Origin of the sequence: Streptomyces sp. MI02-7b, from assembly GCF_033793585.1 — a bacterium.
In the GTDB taxonomy this organism is placed as follows: Bacteria; Actinomycetota; Actinomycetes; order Streptomycetales; family Streptomycetaceae; genus Actinacidiphila.
In genome coordinates this window covers 457,627-475,496 of the sequence record NZ_JARAWX010000001.1, presented here as the reverse complement: position 1 = coordinate 475,496, position 17,870 = coordinate 457,627, and the positions used below count along the sequence as shown (strand labels likewise).

Genomic DNA, 17,870 nt, shown 5'->3' with positions numbered 1-17,870 from the left:
AGGGGGGTACCAGGCCCGCGGTGCACGGCGACCGTGACGACGGGCTACGACGGCTACGACTGCCCGGTGTAGCGCTTCGCCGGCTGCGACAGCGAGAGCACCGGGGCGAGCGCGAGCCTGGCCTCGTCGTAGGCCTTCCACGTGTCGTACTCCGGCAGTGAGGGGATCGTCACCAGCTCACCGGCGTCAAGACCGGCGAGGGCGGCCCGGGCCGCGTCCCGCGGCGACATGACCGCCTCCTTGGGCAGCTGGTGCAGCTCGATGCCGGAACCGTCCCAGATCGTCGTCTCCAGCGCGCCCGGGACCACGACCTGGACGCGTACCGGGGAGTCGGCGAACTCCTGGGCCAGCGCCTGGGTGAACGCGATCACGTACGCCTTGGCCGCGCCGTACACCGCGCCCACCGGCGGGATGTTCAGCGCGAACGCGGACGAGATGTTGACGATCGAGCCCGCGCCGCGCCCGGCGAACGCCTTCGCGGCGGCCGCCGCGATCCGGGTGACGGAGGTCAGGTTGAGCGTGATGAGCGACTCCAGCTGATCCGGATCCGCCGCCGACAGGGGCCCGAACAACGCGCTGCCGGCGTTGTTGACCAGGACGTCGATCGCCGCGTCGGAGGCCAGGCGGGTCTCGACGGCCCTGATGCCCTCGGCGGTGGACAGATCGGCGCGCACGACCGAGACCGCGCGGCCCGACCGCTCCGCCAGGCTCGCGGCGGCCTTCTCCAACCGGGCCTGGTCGCGGGCGACCATCACGATGTCGTGGCCGCGCGCGGCGAGTTCCTCCGCGTAGGCCGCGCCAAGGCCCGCCGTCGCGCCGGTGATGAGTGCCGTTCCGGCCGATGCTGTGGACATGTCGATCCCTCTCGTTCATGGAGGCGTGCCACGCCTCTTAGATACTCACTATAATCTAAGGCGTATGTGCCGGATCCTGTTCCGGCTCCGGCGCAGGAACGTGTGCGGAGGGATGAGGAGAGGTGCGGAGAGGTGAGAGGAGGGCGGGCCCTGCGTGATCAGTGCGCGTGCGCGGCGGCGGAGGCGACGGCCTCCAGGGTCACGTCGAGCAGAACCTCGACGCGCTCGGTGCCGCCGCTCTCCGTCCACGCGTTGACGGCCGTGTTGAGGCAGGCCAGTACTGCCGCGGTGATGGCACGGGCCCGCAACTCCCGCCGCTCGCCGTCGAGTCGGGCCGCGACGAGGGGGACCAGCAGTTCCTGCCACTCCAGTTGCTTCTTCGCCAGCGCCCCCCGCAGCGCCGGCGTCGCGGCGAGCATCCGGGACGTGGCGAGGAGCCTGCCGTCGGGATCGCGGTCGAGGGCCTCGACATGGCCGTCCAGCGCGTGCCGCAGCGCCGCCCAGAGCGGCTCGTCCACGGGCCGGGCCGCCAGCCGGTCGGCGATGCCCTGACCGATGGCTGTCAGGTTCCCGACGACCATGTCCTCCTTGCTGGCGAAATAGCGCGCGACGCTCCGCCCGGACATGCCGATCTCGGCCGCGATCTGCTCGATGGTGGTCCTGTCGAAACCGTGCTCGATGAACAACGCCATCGCCCGGTCGGCGATCTGCGACCGCACCGTCTGCCGCGTCATCTCCCGGAGGCCTGATCGGGCTGCGTCTGGGCTGCTCATGGGGACAGCCTATCCGTCACTGACAACGGAGCCGCAGGTGGACATTCCTGTCATCCTCTGCCGGGGCCAGGACCAGGACGGGTTCAGAGCTGCGTCTGGCCGCCGTTGACCTCGTAGACGGAGCCGGTGACGAAGGACGCGTCGTCGGACAGCAGGAAGCTCACGACCGCGGCCACCTCCTCCACGTCCCCCGTGCGGTTCATCGCCGTCTTCGCCGCGATCGCCGCCCGGACCTCGGGCGGCAGCGCGCGGGCGGACGGGGCGTCGATCGGGCCCGGTGCGACGGCGTTGACGCGGATGCCCCGCCGGGCGTACTCCACGGCCGCGGAACGCGTCAGACCGATGACGCCGTGTTTGGAGGCCGCGTAGGCGGCCCGTCCGGCGTGCGCCATGAGGCCCGCGGTGGACGCCATGTTGACGATCGCCCCACCGTCGCCCTGCGCGAGGAGGCGGGACAACTGCGCCCGCATGCTGTGGAAGACACCGGTGAGGTTGACGTCGATGACGCGCGCCCAGTCGGCCGGCGCCGTCTCGTGGACGTCCACCAGCCCGGGTGTGATCCCGGCGTTGTTGAAGGCGATGTCGAGCCGGCCGTACGCGGCGACGGTGAACTCCACGAGCCGCGCGGTGTCCTGGAGCACCCGGACGTCGGCCTCGAAGGGCGTCGCCTCGCCGCCCGCGGCCTTGATCTCGCGTGCCACCCGTTCGGCGCCCGCGCTGTCCACGTCGGCCACGACGAGCTGCGCGCCCTCACGGGCGAGGCGTTTGGCCGTCGCTTCGCCGAGCCCCGCTCCGGCACCGGTGACAATGCCGGTCTTTCCTGTGACGGACATGGTCGGTCTCCCTCACTTCCGGTGCGCGAGAACGGTGAAGACCGCGCCCAGCGGGTCGAGCAGCACGGCGATGCGGCCCGCGCCCATGTCGGTGGGCGCCATGAGCACGGTGCCGCCCGCGTCCGAGGCGCGTACGGCGGCCTCCGCCGGGTCCTCGACGGTGAAGTAGGCGTCCCAGTACGGCGGAATCTCCGGGGACATCGCCGGCGGACGGGGCAGCAGCAGGGCGACCCGCGTGTCGGCGAGGTGCACGGCGCGACGGCCCAGCGGCGCTTCGGGGGCGCCCACCTCCCACGCGAACAGCTCGCGGTAGAACGCGGCCGAAGCGTGGACGTCGTCAGTGATGAGCTCGCTCCACGCGAAGGTCCCGGGCTCGCGGGTCCCTGCCGGGGCGGCGGGCCGTGCCCCGGTCCCGCGGAGGGCGAACCGCGCACCGCCGGGGTCGGTGACATGCACGTCCCCGTCGGACGAGGACAGGACGCTGCCGCCGGCGGCAGCGGCGGCGGCGGCGCTCCTGGCGGTGTCGGTCACGCCGATGAACGTCGTCCAGCCCGTCATCGCCGGTTCGCTCACGGGCCGGAGCCCGGCCACCGGCCGCCCGTGGAGCAGGGCCGTGCGGTGGCTCGTGTGCGGATCGCCCTGCGCGAACTCCCAGCCGAAGAGGGCGCGGTAGAAGGTCGCCGCGACCCGGGGGTCGGGCGACCCGAGTTCGGCCCAGCAGGGTGTGCCGGGGGCGGGGGTGGTGGCCATGTCTGAGCTCCTTTCCGGTCCGTCCGGGGACTGTCCCGGACTATGGCGTCGACTATAGACACGAGTGTCAGACAATGACAAACACGTCGCCTGACGTCATATATGAGGTGCACATGACAAAAGCCACAGCCAACAGCCGAAGCGTCGCCGTAGGGCACCGTGAAAAGGGGCCGGTCAGGAGGCCGCTCGGTAGAGGCCGCGCCCCGTGCGCCGCACCCGGGAGGCGCCGACGAGCCGGTCGAGCGTGCTGCGCACCGCGTTGATGCTGCCCGCGTTCGCGTCGCGGCCCAGAGCGGCGGCGACGTCGCGGGCGCGGACCTCGGTGCCGCCGGTGGTGGCCAGGTACTCCAGGATCTGCTCGGTCAGCCGGCCGTAGGTGCCCTGCGTGGCCGCGGACTCGGCCGGATGCGTCACGGGCACCGGGACGGAACCACCGGTGACGTCGTCGAGGTCGCGGGACTCGGTGGGCATCAGCTTCTGAAGAGCACCGAGGGCCCTGCGCACGGAGCCGAGGTGCGCGAGGACTGCTGCCAGTTCCCGCTCCAGCCCGTGCTGTTGTGCCTCGAGGCGCTGGAGTTCGTCCTGGAGCGCCCGAGCGGTGGCCTCGATGTCACGAGCGGTGTGCGTGATGAAAGCCATGCGCCCTCTCATCCTCGGCTCCGGCTCCGTCCTGGTGTGGCGAACCGAACGTCCCCGTCGTCGCTTCCGTGAGAAGCGCGCGCGAGGCGCGGGGACACGTCGGTCCGCCTGCTCCACAGATTAGTACGGCACGTGGTGACACGGTCACAGTTCTGCTGCGACTCCGGTCGGCGGAACGGGGCGGAAGGGTCGTTCGGGGCCGCCCCGCAGAGTCCGGCATCGTTCACACCATTCATTGTGACACGATGTATTTCTGGGCGCATACCGCGTGCGGCGACGCCCGGTGAATCAGCCGAGAATGCGCGTTTTGTCGGGGCGTCCTCGCCATGACAATCTTTGCAAGACATTTTGGTTTGCTACGGTGTCACTCGCGCCGGTCGGGCAGGCCGGCGGCGTCACACCGCCGTTGTGGCCGTGATGCGAGCGACCCGCGCTGTGGACGGGTCGCGCAGAAGACTCCCGGCGTGGATCTGTGGGGAGACCCACGCCGGGAATACGGGAGCGCCCCGTGCCGAGCCTGTCGGGGGTCTTGGCGCGGGGCGTTCCCCCGTGGCGGTCCGGGTGACGCCTCCGGAAGACGCCCGGTCCGGGGAACGGGAGTCCCGGGAACACCGGGGTACTGCCCGGCCCGTGTTCCGTCTGTGGGAGTCGGCCGGGTACGGCGCCGCGCCCACCGCGGCGTCATCACCCACCGAAGGACGCAATGTTTGATATATCCTTCAACTATTGACACTGTCGGAGTGGCTGGTGGAAACGAGTTCCGGCCGCGGGAGGCCCACGGCGGCCGAGACTGAAAGGTGATCGCGATCCGCTCCGAACCGTGTCGGGGTACAGAGGGGCTGCCGCCAGCCAGCACACGTTGTGACAGCAATCCGAACGAGGAGCCAGTGAATCCCGCCACCCGCGAAGCCATGGCCGATGTGCGAGACATGTACATGGCGCACACCATGCTCCGTCGTGAATTCGGCCTGCTCCCGAAACTCGTTCGGGACGTCGAGCCGTACGACACCAAGCGCTCGGAGGTCGTGGGCGCCCATGTCCAACTCGTCTGCGACATCCTGCACTTCCACCACGAGGGCGAGGACGTGATCCTCTGGCCGCTGCTCCACGAGCGTGGCGGTGAGGAGGCCGAGGCCATCGTGCCGGTGATGGAGGAGCAGCACCACGCCATCGAGGCCGCCCACGGCGCGGCGATGCGCCTGCTGCCGGAGTGGAGGTCCACCGCGCGCGGCGGGCACGAGCTCGCCGACGCGTTCGACCGGCTGCTGGTCACGTTGCTGGAGCACATGGCGATGGAGGAGGAGCGGATCCTTCCTCTGGCCGAGAAGTACGTCACCGCGACCGAGTGGCGGCAGCTCGGTGAGCACGGCATGGGTGCGGTGCCGAAGAAGGCACTCCCGCTCGCCTTCGGCATGGCCATGTACGAGGGGGACCCCGAGGTGATCAAGGCGGTCCTCACCGAGGCCCCGCGGCCCGCCCGGATGGTCATGCCGCTCCTCGCGCCGCGGTTGTACGCCCGGCACGCCAAGCGGGTCCACGGCACCGCCACCCCGCCGCGGGTCGTGCGCTGACCCGCGGCCCGTCGGGGGCACCGGCACCCCGGCAACCCGATCGCCGCGCCCGGGGGCGGGGCGCGGTCGTGGGCCGGGGCGTGCCGGCGGGGAGACCCGCCGCCCCGGCGTCGTTCCCGAGGCGCTGTCGGGCGGCTATCCGGTCAGCCGGGTCAGACGGGGGAACAGACTGCGCGCGTTGCCCGAGGTCACCAGATGCTTCCCGGCCGCGTCGAGTACTCCCGTGGCGGCCAACGCGGCAGCCAGGTCCTTGACGACGGGCGCGGGGGTGAACGGGTAGTCGCTGCCGTACACCAGCCGGTCGGGGTCGACGAGGGAGAGCAGCGCGGGCAGCGCGCGCGGAAGTGCGGCGCCCGCCACGTCGTAGTGCAGTGCGCGCAGCGCCGCCAGGACGTCGACGCCGGTCCCGGACATCTGCGCGAACACCGCGATCCGGTCCGCCATCACGGGAAGCGCCGCCCCCGCGTGCGGCACGACGAACCGGATGCCGGGACAGCGCTCCAGCACGTGACGCAGCGCGAGTTCGGCGACCGCGCGCGTCGAGTCGAAGAGGAACTCGACCATCGGGTGCGGGAATCCAAGGGCCGTCCGCTCCCCGCACACCGGGGACGTCGGGTGCAGCAGCACCACGGTTTCGCGGCGGTGCAGCTCCGCCATCAGCGGTGCGAAGCGGCTGTCGCCGAGATACACCCCGTCGTAGTTGGTCAGCAGGATCACCCCGTCCGCGCCGAGCACGTCCAGGGCGTGGCCGAGTTCCGCGAGCGCGGCCGGGACGTCGGGCAGCGGCAGTGATGCCAGCAGCCCGAACCGCCGGGGATGTTCCCTGACGACGGCCGCGCCCTCCTCGTTGACGGCACGGGCCAGCGTCGCGGCGGCGGCCGCGTCCCCCAGCGAGACACCGGGGGAGGAGACGGACAGCATCGCCGTCGCCACACCGGTCTCGTCCATCAGCGCGAGGGCGCTCTCCGGACTCCACTCGGGGATCGCCGGCATGCCGTCGGGGCGCGTGTGCCCGGCGGCCGTCAGCGCCTCGCGGTAGGACGGGGTGATGTAGTGGGCGTGGACGTCGATCGCCCCGCCGAGCCCGGCGAAGTCCTGTGCGGCGGCGGCCATGGCGCTCCTCGATGCGGTCCGGCTGATCGCTGCGACCGGTCGGTTCGGACCGATCGGAACGATCACAGCACCACCTCCGGCGGCGGGGCGGGACGTCGTGCGTGTCGCCCGGCGCTCCGCCCGGAAGGCCCAAGGCCCGTCCCCGGGCGAGCCGTGGGCCGGTCCTCGGCAAGTGGTCGGCATGCGGGGGGCGATAGGGGGCACATGACGGGCGACGAGCTTGTTCACAGGGAGGCGGCCATGGAGATCTCAGGCATCATCAGTGCCATCATCATCGGCGTGATCATCGGCATTCTGGGACGTCTGCTGGTCCCGGGGCGTCAGCACATCGGCGTGATCTGGACCATTCTGATCGGCATCGTGGCGGCGCTGATCGGCTCGGCCATCGCGGCGGGTGTGGGCGTGGCGGACACCAACGGCGTCGACTGGGTCGAATGGCTCATCCAGATCGCCCTGGCCGCGGTGGGTGTCGCCGCCCTGGACCGTGCGAAGGCGCATCGCTGACCTTCGTACCCGCACAGCGCACCGGGGCCTGGGCCGCACGGCCCGGGCCCCGGTGCTGCTCACGCCGGCTCGTGCTCGGCGGGCATCGGCGTCGCTTCAGGACTCATCGTCCTCGTCGTCCTCGTCGTTCTCGTCGTACCCCTCGTTGCCGTCGGCGTCGGCGTCGTTGTCCTCGGCGTCGACGAACTCGTCGACCGCCTCGGAGACCAGGTAGCCGCCGACCGCTCCGGCCGCCAGGCCGGCGGCGCCCGCGGCGACGGCCGTGCCGACGCCCATGCCGGATCCGTGGTGGTCGTCGTCGTGATGGTGACCGTGACCGTGGTCGTGACCGTACGCCGCGGGGGAGCCGGGTCCGCCGTGCCGGTCGACGAGCCGCTGGATCCAGGAGTCGACCTCCGCGGTCCAGTCCGTGCGGAGCACAGCGGCGTGGCCGACGGCGAAGCGGTCGACCCGGTCGCGGCCCTCGGAGAAGAGGCCGCCGTGCTTGTCGGCCTCCAGAACGATCTCGACGCCGGCCGGGTGGGCGAGGAAGGTCAGTTCGATCTCACTGACGGCGTGCGCGTACCGCGCCGGGGCCACGAGTTCGATCTCCTGGTGGAACGGCAGCCGCCGGCCGGTGCCGTGGAGGTGGCCCAGTTCCAGGTCGGCGGCGGTGAAGCCGAAGCCGAGCTGCCCGAGGGCCTCCAGGATCGCCTCCTGCGCGGGCAGCGGCGCGACGCTCAGCGCGTCGAGGTCGCCCTTGTCACGGGCGCCCGCCACCTCCAGCTCCGTGCGGACGCCGAGGGTGATACCGAGGGGCTGCGCCCGTGCAACTCGGTGACGGGCGTCTCCCGCGGCACGGGCACGGAGAACGGCAGGGTGTGCCGCGCGCCGGCCGGCAGGCGGAAACCACCGCCGACCACGGTCCGGTCGAAGACGACGACGCCCTCGTGCTCCCCGTCTTCGTCCCCGTACCCGTGGCCGCCCTCCGCCTCCACCCGGGCGACCAGTTCCAGGACGACGGCGTGGATGTCCGCGTCCGTGTCGCCGCCTGCCAGGTGGTTCTGTCCGTACAGCGTGCCGCCGGGCAGGACCGGGCCCCCGGTGAGGACCTTGTCGACCGAGGGCCCGCCCACGCCGAGCGCCCCGAGCAGCCGTTCGAACGCCATCGCGGCGTTCACTCCTTCGTATGTGGTTCCGTCGGCCCCGTGCGGGCCGCATGCTGAACTGCGCCGCCGGGGCCGGGAGTTCCCGGGCGGCGCGAACGGGTGACCCGCGCCCGGCCGGCCGCCGGAGGCTGCCCCTACCGGGCACCTTTGCGCGTCCTTTACCCTGGGGGAAACATCACCGTTCCGAGCCCGAGAAGGAGCCGCGGTTCCCGCGATGGACCACCCTCCCAGTACCGACCGTGTCATTCCCCCTGAGAACCGCCGAGCCGGGGGAGCGGGGGTGACACGGTGACCGAAGTCCTCCTCCTGCTGCTGGCGCTGCTGCTGACCCTGGCCTGCGCGGTGTTCGTCGCGGCGGAGTTCTCCCTGACCACGGTCGAGCGCGGCGAGCTGGAGCGGGCCGCTGCGGCCGGCGAACGCGGTGCCGGCGGCGCTCTGAAGGCGGTACGCCGGCTGACCTTGCAGCTGTCCGGCGCGCAGCTGGGCATCACCGTCACGTCACTGGTCATCGGCATGCTCGCCGAACCGTCCCTCGCGGTGCTGCTGACCGGCCCGCTGCGGGCCACCGGGCTGCCGGAGGGCGCCGCGTCCTCGCTGGCGACCGTGCTCGGCGTGGGGGTGTCCACGGTCGTCCTGATGGTGATCGGCGAGCTCGTGCCGAAGAACTGGGCGATCTCCCGCCCGCTGGCCGTGGCCAGGACCGTGGCCGGACCGCAGCGCGGCTTCACCGCCGTCTTCGGACCGTTCATCCGGCACCTGAACGAGGCGGCGAACCGTCTCGTGCGCCGCTTCGGCCTCGAACCCGCCGAGGAACTGGCCTCCGCCCGCACCCCGGACGAGCTGATGGCGCTGGCCCGCCACTCGGCGGCCGCGGGCCTGCTGGAGCCGGACTCCGCGGAGCTGTTCGTGCGCACCCTGCACCTGAGCGAGCTGACCGCGGAGAACGTCATGACCCCGCGCGTGGACGTACGGGCCCTGGAGTCCCGCGCCACCGCCGCCGACGCCGCGAACCTCACCCTGGCCACCGGCCTGTCCCGCTTCCCGGTCTACCGGGACAGCATCGACGAGGTCGTCGGCACCGTGCACATCCGCGACGTCCTCGCCCTCCCGGCCGCCGCGCGCGGCCGCACACCCGTCACCGCGCTGGCCACCGCGCCGCTGCTGGTGCCGGACAGCCTGCCCGTCGACCGGCTCCTGGAACGCATGCGCAGCCGCCGCACCATGGCTGTGGTCATCGACGAGTACGGCGGCACCGCCGGCGTCGTCACCGTGGAGGACGTCGTGGAGGAGGTGGTCGGCGACGTCCGCGACGAGCACGACCCGCAGGAGAGCCCCGACCTGGCACCGTCCGGCGACGGCGCGTGGGAGGCCGACGGCAACGTCCGCATCGACCAGCTCGCCGAGATCGGGCTGGCCGTCGCCGAGGGCCCGTACGAGACCGTGGCCGGACTGATGGCCACCTCGCTCGGCCGCATACCCGCCCGTGGCGACCAGACGGAGGTCGACGGCTGGCGCATCAGCGTGCTGAGCGTCGACCACCACGTGGCCGAGCGGGTCCGTGTCGCCCGCATCTCGGAGGACGCGCGATGACCGTACTGCAACTCGCCATCGGCGCCCTGACCCTGCTGACCAACGCCTTCTTCGTGGGCGGTGAGTTCGCCCTGATCTCGGTGCGGCGCAGTCAGGTCGAGCCGCGCGCCGAGGCCGGTGACAAGCGGGCCCGCACCGTCGTGTGGGGCCTGGAGCACCTGTCCGCGCTCCTGGCCACGGCCCAGCTGGGCATCACCGTCTCCTCGCTGGTGCTGGGCGCGGTCGCGGAGCCCGCCATCGCCCACCTGCTGGAGCCCGGCTTCGAGGCCGCGCACGTGCCGCACGGGCTCGTCCACCCGATCGCGTTCGTGATCGCCCTCGCCGCGGCCACGTACCTGCACATGCTCTTCGGCGAGATGGTCCCGAAGAACGTGGCGCTGGCCGCCCCCGAGCGGACCGCGCTGCTCCTCGGTCCGCCGCTGGTCGGCCTGACCCGCGCCCTGCGGCCGGTGATCTTCGGGATCAACGCCTTCGCCAACACGCTGCTGCGGCTGCTGCGCGTCGAGCCCCGGAACGAGGTCACCGCCGCCTTCACCGACGAGGAACTCGCCCGTCTGGTGCAGGACTCCAACGCCGCGGGACTGCTCGACGCCTCCGGCACCGAACGGCTGCGGGACGCACTGGAACTCGGCACCCGGCCGGTCGGCGACATCCTCGTGCCCGCCGACCGCATGGTCACCGTCGACGCCCAGGTCACCCCGGACGGACTGGAACGGCTGGCGGCCGCCTCCGGCTACTCCCGGCTGCCGGTCACCGGGTCCGACGGGGACGTCCTGGGCTTCCTGCACATCAAGGACACCCTCGGCGTCACCGACCGCGACCGCCCCTTCCCCCGCGCGGCGATCCGGCCGGTCATCCGGCTGCGGTGCGCCACGCCGCTGGACGACACCCTGACCGCCCTGCGCGCGGCCGGCTCCCACCTCGCCGCCGTGGCGGACGAGGACGGCACGCTCCTCGGCTACGTGACCATGGAGGACGTCCTGGAGGAACTCGTCGGGCCCGCGGCCCCGGCTGCCTGAGCCGGGGCGGGGCGCCGCACCGCCGGCTACGCGATCCGCGGGACCACGGCGGCCAGCAGGTCGACGACACGGGCGGGCTCACGGATCTGGTGGCTGTAGACGTACGCCGCACCGAAGCCGAGTTCCGCCATGGCCCGGGCCCGCGCGGTGAGGTCGTCGGGGGTGGTGTCCGGGCCGACCGCGAGGGTGGTGGTCTTCTCGACGTCCGCGTAGTCGCGGCCGACCGCGGCACAGTGCTCCTTGAGGACCTCCAGCTTCCGGGCGGCCTCGGGCCCGGCGAAGATGTTGCAGGCGTCGGCGTACCGGGCGACCAGACGCAGCGTCTTCTTCTCGCCGGAACCGCCGATCATCAGGTACGGGTGCGGCCGGGACAGGCTCTGCGGGGAGTTGAGGGTGCGGTCGAGCGTGTGATGCGCACCGGCGTACGGTGCCTCGTCGCCGGACCACATCTGCAGGCAGATCTGCAGGGTCTCCTCCAGTCGCTCGAAGCGTTCCTTGACCTCGGGGAACCGGATGCCGAGGCCCTTGGACTCGTCCGCGTTCCAGGCCGCGCCCACGCCGAGGCCGGCCCGGCCGCCGGAGAGGACGTCGAGGGTGGTGACCTTCTTCGCCAGGACGGCGGGCTCGTGGTAGACGACGCCGGTGACCAGGGTGTGCAACAGCACCCGCTCGGTGTGGGCGGCCAGGAAGCCCAGGGTGGTGTAGGCCTCCAGCATCTCGTGCTCGTAGGGGCCGAGGTCGCCGCCGAGCTGCCAGAAGTGGTCCATCACGGTGATGCGGGTGACGCCGGCCGCCTCCGCGTCCCTGGCGTACCGGGCGAGGGCGGGGCCGAGGGCGGGGGCGCCGCCCGTCCACGTGAAGTCGGCGATGTGCAGCCCGAGTTCCATGGGGTTCTCTCCTTGTGTCCGGGGTCTGCCCCGATGGTGCCGCCCAGGTGCCCGGTGCGGGCTCCGCCGCTCCGCCCGGCACCCGGATGTCCCCGGGATGCCTGCCGTGCCCGTCCCGACCGTCCTGCCGCCGTCCGGCTGACCGGCGGTACGCCCGGCGTGTGGCGGCCGGTCCGACCGGGAATGCGCGAGGTGGCTGATGGTGTTGGCGGGGTTACGGTGACACACGGAGAAATGGAGGACGGCGTGCCTTTGGTGGGTGAGTACCAGCCGAGCCCGGAGCAGTGGGTCCGCGATCAGGTCGAGCTGTACGAGCGATCCGGCGGTGCCGAGGGGACGACGCTCCGCGGCAGGCCCGTGATCGTCCTGACGACGCTCGGCGCGAAGTCCGGCAAGATCCGCAAGACCCCGTTGATGCGCGTGGAGCACGACGGAAGCTATGCCGTGGTCGCGTCCCAGGGCGGCGCCCCGAAGCACCCCGTCTGGTACCACAACCTGGTGGCCGACCCCCGGGTCGAGCTCCAGGACGGACCGGTGCGCCAGGACATGACGGCGCGAGAGGTCACGGGCCAGGAGAAGGCGGAGTGGTGGGAGCGCGCGATCGCGGCGTGGCCCGACTACGCGGACTACCAGACCAAGACCGACCGTGAGATCCCGGTCTTCGTCCTGGAACCGGCGACGAAGCCTCACTGAGGCGCGCGCCCCGGCGCGTACCGGTCGTGGCCGCCCGCGCTCGCCGCGGGCGGCCATCGTGTTGTGCGCGCCGCCGCACCGGCCGGCTGTCGCCCCGCCGGCCGGGACCGCGCGGGGCGCCGGCAGGACCCGGGGCCGTTCCCGCAGGCTCTTCCCCCTCCGCGGGGACCCCCCCCGCCGCGCGGTCCGCCGATGCGACGTCGTCCACACCCCGGACAAATGACGGTCGTTCGTGGCAGACTTCCCGCGCCGCCGCGCTGCGCTCGCGGCCGACCGGATGCCGATCGACACGTCATCGTCGAACACGTATTTGGCGGGAGTGGTGCGGATCACGTACAAATGATGCAAAGGCGACACAAGAGACGCATCGGAGGAAGCGCCGTATGACCGACGGGGCCAGCCCCGCTCCCCACGCCGATCCCGCTCTGGCCCGCGACTGCACGCACTGTCGCGGATGGGGGACCATCATCACCGACCTCGGCCGCCACGAACTGTGCCCGCACTGCCAGCCCGTAGGGGAGCAGCCCGCACCGGCACCCCAGCCGTCCGACGCCCGGCCGCCGGCCGGCGCCCGCTACGCGTCCCCTTCCGGGCCCGTCGCCACGATCTGACCGGCCACGTGCACGGCCGCGCCGCGACCCCGCCCGGTCGCCGGCGCGGCCGTGCCGGGCCGGCCCACGGAACGGTCCACGGAACGGCCGGCGCACCCGGGAGGATCCGGCTCCGGCGGGATTCGCCGGCTCTCGGCTCGCGCAGGTCCGGCGGTACACCGAGCCGGGGCGCCGGGAGGCCTCGCCGGCGGCCGGCAGGTTGTGGCAGGGGAACGCGCGGGACCCCGCACCCCCTACCCCTCAGCCCACCAGCCGCTTACGCCAGTCCAGCGGTGTCACCGTGACGGTCCGGGCCGGGTCGCCGTCCCACTGCGAGCGCAGCCCGGCCGCCTCGAGCGCCGCCACGACCTCGCGTCCGATTGCAGCCGCCTGTTCCGTCGAGCCGTCGAAACCCCCGCAGAGGAGCGGCAGTCCGCGTCCGGCCACCGCCGAGTCCGTGCACTGGGAGTGGAAGTACACGAATCCGCGGGCGCCCGGCGCGGCTGCCGCCCGGATCTCGGAGTCCCCGCACGAGCGGCAGCAGGTGAAGTTCTCCCGCGCCGTGACACCTGCCGCCTCCAGCGCCGTGAACGCCCGCGTCAGCCGCTCCGGATCGGTCTCACCCTCCCAGTCGGCCTGTTCCCCGACGCGTTCCAGCCACATCCGGTCGGCCAGTTGCCGGGCCTGTTCGGGGGAGACCGGCCGCCGCCTCCCGGAGACGAGGCACTCCTCCGCGAGTTCCGCCAGCTCCGCCCGCGTCGCGTACCCACCGACCAGTGCCTCGCGTACGCGTGCCTCCAACTGCGCGCGTTCGTCCTCGTCGAGCTTCGGCGGGCGTACGCGCCTGGGTGCCCGGAGTTTCAGCCGTCTCCAGGCGAACTCCTTGTCCCAGTCCTGCTCCTGGCGGGCCCATCCGGTCATCGCGGCCACCGCGGCGTCCGGCGTGTCCAGGAGCACCTGGAAGTGGCGGCCGGGTCCGCCGTCGCGGTGCTCCAGCACACAGCCCTCCCCGAAGCGGTGCCACACCTGGATGAAGACGTCGGGGAGGTCGGGTATGCGCTGGACGATCAGGAACAGATCGCCCTCGGCCCCGATCCCGCCGATCAGGTCCGCGAGTTCGCGCGCGGAGACCCGGACGTGCCGGCTGCCGTTCTCCCGCAACACGGTGATGGGAAGCATGCGCCAACCCTGGCACGGACCGCACGTGTTCGGGCGTCCGCGGTGCGATCCGGCAGCCCCGAGTGCGTGCGCGGGGCCCCGGGGGCCTCCCGCTAAGAGGTTTCGGTCTGTTCGAGATAGCAGGGGATGCCGTCGCGTCGTGCCTGGACGGCGGCGGCCAGGTGCTGGAAGGCGGCGTCGGTCAACTCGTCGCGCCATTCCTCCAATGACCGCACACGGACCTCGTCGTGCTCGGCCGGGTCCAGGACGATGGCGGCGATCTGCTCCGGGGTGAGCCGACCGCCGTCGAAGATCAGCCCGATCTTGTGCGCGGGCCAGTCCGGACGCGGCATCAGGTAGCGGACGCCCAGCAGGCGCGGGGTCCGGGCGATCTCCAGGCCGGTCTCCTCCAGGCCCTCGCGGACGGCGCACTCCCAGGGGGTCTCGCCCGGGTCCATGTTGCCGCCGGGCCACTGCCAGTTCGCCGGGTTCCTGACGGAGCGCAACTGGACGGGGCGGTCCTCCTGGTCGGTGATGAGGAAGCAGCCGTACACCGTGGCCTTGGGGAGTTGGGCAACGTACTGCACCGGCGGGAGCCAGGTTCCGCTCATGTCCGCTCCTGTCGTTCGTGGTCGTGCGGGGACGGTGCGAGGGCGATGAGGCTGTAGTGCTCGGTGGACAGGATCCGGTCCCGGGTGCCGGCGGGAAGGCGGGAGAGGATGCCGGGCAGTGAGCGCTCCCGCCGGACCTCGCTGCGGTGGGCGAGGACGGCGTTCCACTTCCGGTCCAGCCATGGCCGGACGTCCACCGTCGTGGTGACGAGTTCGTCCGGCACGCTCAGCACGGTCTTTCCGGCACCGGTCAGGAGCGGTCCGAGCTCTTCGACGGCCGAGTGGGGACGAGTGGCCAGGTACAGGGCGCTGGGCTGCCAGGACGGGCCGGCCTCGGGGCAGAGGTGTTCCAGTCCGGCGGCGTGCACGGCGAGCGTGGTCACGCGGTGGGTGCGGCGGTGGTCCGGGTGGCCGGTCAGCCCGCCGTACGCGTCGTGGGTGACCACGATCGCGGGACGGAACTCGCGGATGTGCGTCACGACGTGTGCGATCGCGGTGTCCAGCGGCGTGTCGCACCAGCGTGGCCGGCCGGGAGCGGATTCCGGGAGGCGGTGGTCGGCGTAGCCGAGCATCCGAGGGCGGTCCGCCCCCAGGAGGCGGACGGCGTCGCCCAGTTCGGCCGCCCGGTGGCTGTCCGGGGCCCAGGTGGTCGTGAGGACGGCGGTGCGGGCACCCGCCGCGGCATGGCGGGCGAGAACGCCGCCGGCACCGAGGGCTTCGTCGTCCGGGTGGGCGAAGACCGCGAGAAGGGCCGGACGACCGGGCGGAGGGCCTTGTGCGTCAGGCATCGGCGCCCCCGGCGGTCGTCAGAGCCCGCAGGGTGTCGGACCCGGCGTGCGGTGCGCGCCCCGGCCACTGGAGGACCAGGCGGGAGGCCTTCTTGTCGAGCACGTCCCCCACGGGCAGGTCCTCGTCGGGGGTTCCGGCGGGGTGGACGGTCATCGCCGGACAGCCCGTGCCGCGCACGTACCGGTCCCAGTCCCGTACGCACTGGGCCAGTCGACCGGCGAGGCCGGGACCGGCCGCGCCGTAGGCGTGCACCACGAACTCGAACCGGCGCTCGGCCGGGGTCCCGCCGTCGCGGGTCTTGACGACGGTCAGATACGCGAGGGAGCCGTCGGCCACGATCGCCGCGGGATCCTCGTACTGCGAGGGCCTGGCCACGAGCGGTGTGCCGGCCGAGGAGACGCGGCAGAAGCCCGGCACCGTCGTCGCGGCGTAGAGCTGCAACGTCTCGTAGGACTGGCCGCCCGGCAGCACCACCCCCGTGCGCAGTTCGGACCGCGGAGCACGCAGCGCCGCCTCCAGCCCCGGTGATTCCCGCGGGGTGCCCTCCTCCCACCGGATCGTGAGCGCGCCGTCGGCGAGCGAAAGGCTCGGCGCGGCGCGGGCCGCGGCGCCGCGGTCCCGTACGAAACCGCAGTAGGTCCAGTGGACGGCCGACAGGACGTCGCCGCGGCGCTCCAGGGCGATGGACCGCGTGTAGCCGCCGATCTCCAGCGGCAGGACGAGCCGACCGCCTTCGGCCAGTTGCTCACGCCAGGCCGGGGCGACGTCCCAGCACCTGTGGGTGATCACCATGCCCCCGAAGCCACCGGCCGGGACATGGCCCGGTGCGCCGGAAGCCCCGTCCTCGAGCACGGCCGTCACCCGGCCGCCGCCGGCCTCCGCGCACAACCGCTCGGTGCGGTGCACGACGTACGGGTCGATGTCCACGGTGATCACCCGGCCACGGGGGCCCAGGACATGGGCGATCAGTTCGGCGTTGCAGCCGCCCGACCCGGCCTCGAACACGGTCGTCCCCGGCGCCGGCCGCAGCTGTTCGATCATGTCGGCCTGCAGCCACGCCGCGGAGACCGAACTGACCGCCGCACCGGCGTCGTCGCGTGCCGTGATCACCGTCCGGTCCTCGGCGTACGCGGCCTCCAGAGGCGCTTCGGGAGCGAACCGGTGCCGTGGTACCGCGCGCAGCGCGTCCCGCACCGCCGCGGAGGGCGCCCAGCCGCCCGCGACCACGGCGTCGGCCATCCGCTCGCGCAGCCGTACGGCCTCGGCGGGCTCGCCGGGCACCGGCGGGGGACCGGCGCCCGGCCCGTAGGAGTGGACGGCGGGGAGACCGGGCAGCACCCCGGGCCAGACCGCGTCGAGCACCTGGGCCGACGGAGCGAACAGCGGACCGATGCCGGCCAGGGCGTGCAGGTCGTGCCACTCCCAGCGCAGGAACGCGTGCGGTTCCGGCAGGCCGAGTTCGCCTTCCCAGCCGGTGACCCGGACCACGGCGGTGACGCGACGCACGTCCGTGTGGTCGTCGTGGAGGATCGTGAGCACGTACGCGTCCTCCTCGCGCGCCAGCAGCCCGGTCTCCTCGGCCAGTTCGCGTACGGCCGCGGCAGGCGCGGACTCGCCGGTCTCGATCCGCCCCGCGGGCAGTTCCCACATGCCCCGAGTGGAACGCCCCAGCAGCACCCGCCCGGCGTGATCGGTGACCGCCACCGCGGCGCCGAACACCGCTTGCGGGGTGGGCCGGCCCTTCTCCACCGGCGTGAACGACTTGCCGGGGCCCCGTAGGACCAACGCCGCCAGGCGCCCGGTGTCCCACCGTTCGACGTGATCGAAGCCCTCGCCGAGCAGACCGAGTTCGTCCTCGTCCAGCGCGATGTGCCGGCGCTCCGCCGGGGTGCGCTCCGCGACCGGGGTGACCACCACGAGAGCCCCGTCCTCCCGCAGGCGCGCGGCCAGGCGGCGCAGCACACGGGTCCGGTCGCGGAGGAAGGCGACGGCCAACCGCATGGTGATCACGTCGTAGCGCGCACCGAGGCCGCCGAGGTCGTCCCGCTCCACGTCCAGGCACAGCCAGCGCACCGCCTCCACCTCGGAGTGCTCCGCCCTGGCCCGGTTGAGGGCGCCCTCGGCGAAGTCGACGGCGTCGACGCTGTAGCCCTGCGAGGCCAGGAACACGGCGAGTTCACCCGTGCCGCATGCCACGTCCAGTGCCCGCCCACCGCCTTCCGGCACCGGGACCCGCTCGACGAGCAGGCGTTTCTCCTCGTTCCCCAGGGACATGAATCCACGGCCGCCGGCGTAGTACTCGGACCACTGGGCCCGGGTGTGTTCCACAGATCGCCCTACCTTTCTTC

General features: G+C 72.8%; 17 protein-coding genes and 1 pseudogene. 6 read left to right on the top strand and 12 right to left on the bottom strand.

All coding sequences use genetic code 11. From position 1 onward, the window contains the following. Positions 1 to 53: 53 nt before the first annotated feature. The 5 genes from PV364_RS02005 to PV364_RS01985 all read right to left on the bottom strand — a co-directional run bounded on the left by PV364_RS02005 (position 54) and on the right by PV364_RS01985 (position 3,849). Entirely contained in the window at positions 54 to 854 is an 801-nt protein-coding gene (locus PV364_RS02005) for an SDR family NAD(P)-dependent oxidoreductase (RefSeq protein WP_319657794.1), read from the bottom strand. Between the two features lie 158 nt (positions 855 to 1,012). Further along, positions 1,013 to 1,627, bottom strand: coding sequence for a TetR family transcriptional regulator (locus tag PV364_RS02000; RefSeq protein WP_319657793.1), 615 nt, complete (start codon positions 1,625 to 1,627; stop codon positions 1,013 to 1,015). Between the two features lie 83 nt (positions 1,628 to 1,710). After that, positions 1,711 to 2,460 carry an SDR family NAD(P)-dependent oxidoreductase gene (locus PV364_RS01995; RefSeq protein ID WP_319657792.1) on the bottom strand — a complete coding sequence of 250 codons (750 nt, stop codon included), beginning with the start codon at positions 2,458 to 2,460 and terminating at the stop codon, positions 1,711 to 1,713. Positions 2,461 to 2,472: 12 nt separating this feature from the next. After that, positions 2,473 to 3,210, bottom strand: a complete 738-nt coding sequence (locus PV364_RS01990) for a VOC family protein (RefSeq protein WP_319657791.1) — start codon at positions 3,208 to 3,210, stop codon at positions 2,473 to 2,475. A gap of 174 nt (positions 3,211 to 3,384) precedes the next feature. Then, positions 3,385 to 3,849, bottom strand: a complete 465-nt coding sequence (locus PV364_RS01985) for a hypothetical protein (protein ID WP_319657790.1) — start codon at positions 3,847 to 3,849, stop codon at positions 3,385 to 3,387. Between the two features lie 911 nt (positions 3,850 to 4,760). On the opposite strand from PV364_RS01985, the gene PV364_RS01980 reads away from it, so the two are divergent. After that, positions 4,761 to 5,420 carry a hemerythrin domain-containing protein gene (locus PV364_RS01980; RefSeq protein WP_319657789.1) on the top strand — a complete coding sequence of 220 codons (660 nt, stop codon included), beginning with the start codon at positions 4,761 to 4,763 and terminating at the stop codon, positions 5,418 to 5,420. 135 nt (positions 5,421 to 5,555) lie between these two features. On the opposite strand, the gene PV364_RS01975 is transcribed toward PV364_RS01980, so the two are convergent. Continuing rightward, positions 5,556 to 6,533, bottom strand: a complete 978-nt coding sequence (locus tag PV364_RS01975) for an amidohydrolase family protein (RefSeq protein ID WP_319657788.1) — start codon at positions 6,531 to 6,533, stop codon at positions 5,556 to 5,558. Positions 6,534 to 6,773: 240 nt separating this feature from the next. Between PV364_RS01975 and PV364_RS01970 the strand changes: the two genes are divergently transcribed. Next, positions 6,774 to 7,037: a GlsB/YeaQ/YmgE family stress response membrane protein gene (locus PV364_RS01970; RefSeq protein WP_319657787.1), complete on the top strand. Its 264-nt coding sequence runs from the start codon at positions 6,774 to 6,776 to the stop codon at positions 7,035 to 7,037. A 96-nt stretch (positions 7,038 to 7,133) separates the two neighbouring features. Here the strand turns inward: PV364_RS01970 and PV364_RS01965 are convergent. Next, positions 7,134 to 8,185: pseudogene (locus PV364_RS01965) on the bottom strand (sporulation protein). Positions 8,186 to 8,473: 288 nt separating this feature from the next. Between PV364_RS01965 and PV364_RS01960 the strand changes: the two are divergent. Together PV364_RS01960 and PV364_RS01955 are read left to right on the top strand one after the other, a co-directional pair. After that, the gene (locus tag PV364_RS01960; RefSeq protein WP_319657786.1) at positions 8,474 to 9,775 is read left to right on the top strand and encodes a hemolysin family protein; all 1,302 of its coding nucleotides are present in this window, start codon (positions 8,474 to 8,476) and stop codon (positions 9,773 to 9,775) included. Further along, a complete protein-coding gene (locus tag PV364_RS01955; protein ID WP_319657785.1) occupies positions 9,772 to 10,794 on the top strand; it encodes a hemolysin family protein in 1,023 nt (340 codons plus the stop codon). Before PV364_RS01960 ends, PV364_RS01955 begins: the two co-directional genes overlap by 4 nt. Before the next feature lie 26 nt (positions 10,795 to 10,820). Here the strand turns inward: PV364_RS01955 and PV364_RS01950 are convergent, their stop codons facing one another. Then, complete coding sequence (locus PV364_RS01950) at positions 10,821 to 11,681, bottom strand: LLM class F420-dependent oxidoreductase (protein WP_319657784.1); 861 nt, start codon at positions 11,679 to 11,681, stop codon at positions 10,821 to 10,823. Between the two features lie 246 nt (positions 11,682 to 11,927). Here PV364_RS01950 and PV364_RS01945 point away from each other — a divergent pair, with 246 nt between their 5' ends. Both PV364_RS01945 and PV364_RS01940 read left to right on the top strand, forming a co-directional pair. Then, complete coding sequence (locus PV364_RS01945) at positions 11,928 to 12,374, top strand: nitroreductase family deazaflavin-dependent oxidoreductase (RefSeq protein WP_319657783.1); 447 nt, start codon at positions 11,928 to 11,930, stop codon at positions 12,372 to 12,374. 383 nt (positions 12,375 to 12,757) lie between these two features. Next, positions 12,758 to 12,985 (top strand): hypothetical protein, encoded by a 228-nt coding sequence (locus PV364_RS01940; protein ID WP_319657782.1) that lies wholly within the window; start codon positions 12,758 to 12,760, stop codon positions 12,983 to 12,985. Between the two features lie 240 nt (positions 12,986 to 13,225). On the opposite strand, the gene PV364_RS01935 is transcribed toward PV364_RS01940, so the two are convergent. From PV364_RS01935 to fxlM, 4 genes are all read right to left on the bottom strand, one after another. Beyond that, positions 13,226 to 14,143, bottom strand: a complete 918-nt coding sequence (locus tag PV364_RS01935) for a DUF6891 domain-containing protein (RefSeq protein WP_319657781.1) — start codon at positions 14,141 to 14,143, stop codon at positions 13,226 to 13,228. Positions 14,144 to 14,235: 92 nt separating this feature from the next. Beyond that, positions 14,236 to 14,733, bottom strand: a complete 498-nt coding sequence (locus PV364_RS01930) for an NUDIX domain-containing protein (protein WP_319657780.1) — start codon at positions 14,731 to 14,733, stop codon at positions 14,236 to 14,238. Then, positions 14,730 to 15,521, bottom strand: a complete 792-nt coding sequence (locus tag PV364_RS01925; protein ID WP_319657779.1) for a PIG-L deacetylase family protein — start codon at positions 15,519 to 15,521, stop codon at positions 14,730 to 14,732. The genes PV364_RS01930 and PV364_RS01925 overlap by 4 nt, the downstream gene beginning before the upstream one ends. Continuing rightward, positions 15,514 to 17,850 (bottom strand): methyltransferase, FxLD system, encoded by a 2,337-nt coding sequence (gene fxlM / locus PV364_RS01920; protein WP_319657778.1) that lies wholly within the window; start codon positions 17,848 to 17,850, stop codon positions 15,514 to 15,516. Before fxlM ends, PV364_RS01925 begins: the two co-directional genes overlap by 8 nt. Between the last annotated feature and the right edge of the window lie 20 nt (positions 17,851 to 17,870).

What these genes read in the sequence shown, in the direction of transcription:
- PV364_RS01995 (WP_319657792.1), bottom strand. Translation starts at nt 2,460, where the DNA reads ATGTCCGTCACAGGAAAGACCGGCATTGTCACCGGTGCCGGAGCGGGG.
- PV364_RS01930 (WP_319657780.1), bottom strand. Translation starts at nt 14,733, where the DNA reads ATGAGCGGAACCTGGCTCCCGCCGGTGCAGTACGTTGCCCAACTCCCC.
- PV364_RS02005 (WP_319657794.1), bottom strand. Translation starts at nt 854, where the DNA reads ATGTCCACAGCATCGGCCGGAACGGCACTCATCACCGGCGCGACGGCG.
- PV364_RS01925 (WP_319657779.1), bottom strand. Translation starts at nt 15,521, where the DNA reads ATGCCTGACGCACAAGGCCCTCCGCCCGGTCGTCCGGCCCTTCTCGCG.
- PV364_RS01980 (WP_319657789.1), top strand. Translation starts at nt 4,761, where the DNA reads ATGGCCGATGTGCGAGACATGTACATGGCGCACACCATGCTCCGTCGT.
- PV364_RS01940 (WP_319657782.1), top strand. Translation starts at nt 12,758, where the DNA reads ATGACCGACGGGGCCAGCCCCGCTCCCCACGCCGATCCCGCTCTGGCC.
- PV364_RS01985 (WP_319657790.1), bottom strand. Translation starts at nt 3,849, where the DNA reads ATGGCTTTCATCACGCACACCGCTCGTGACATCGAGGCCACCGCTCGG.
- PV364_RS01970 (WP_319657787.1), top strand. Translation starts at nt 6,774, where the DNA reads ATGGAGATCTCAGGCATCATCAGTGCCATCATCATCGGCGTGATCATC.
- PV364_RS01955 (WP_319657785.1), top strand. Translation starts at nt 9,772, where the DNA reads ATGACCGTACTGCAACTCGCCATCGGCGCCCTGACCCTGCTGACCAAC.
- PV364_RS01950 (WP_319657784.1), bottom strand. Translation starts at nt 11,681, where the DNA reads ATGGAACTCGGGCTGCACATCGCCGACTTCACGTGGACGGGCGGCGCC.
- PV364_RS01975 (WP_319657788.1), bottom strand. Translation starts at nt 6,533, where the DNA reads ATGGCCGCCGCCGCACAGGACTTCGCCGGGCTCGGCGGGGCGATCGAC.
- PV364_RS01990 (WP_319657791.1), bottom strand. Translation starts at nt 3,210, where the DNA reads ATGGCCACCACCCCCGCCCCCGGCACACCCTGCTGGGCCGAACTCGGG.
- PV364_RS02000 (WP_319657793.1), bottom strand. Translation starts at nt 1,627, where the DNA reads ATGAGCAGCCCAGACGCAGCCCGATCAGGCCTCCGGGAGATGACGCGG.
- PV364_RS01935 (WP_319657781.1), bottom strand. Translation starts at nt 14,143, where the DNA reads ATGCTTCCCATCACCGTGTTGCGGGAGAACGGCAGCCGGCACGTCCGG.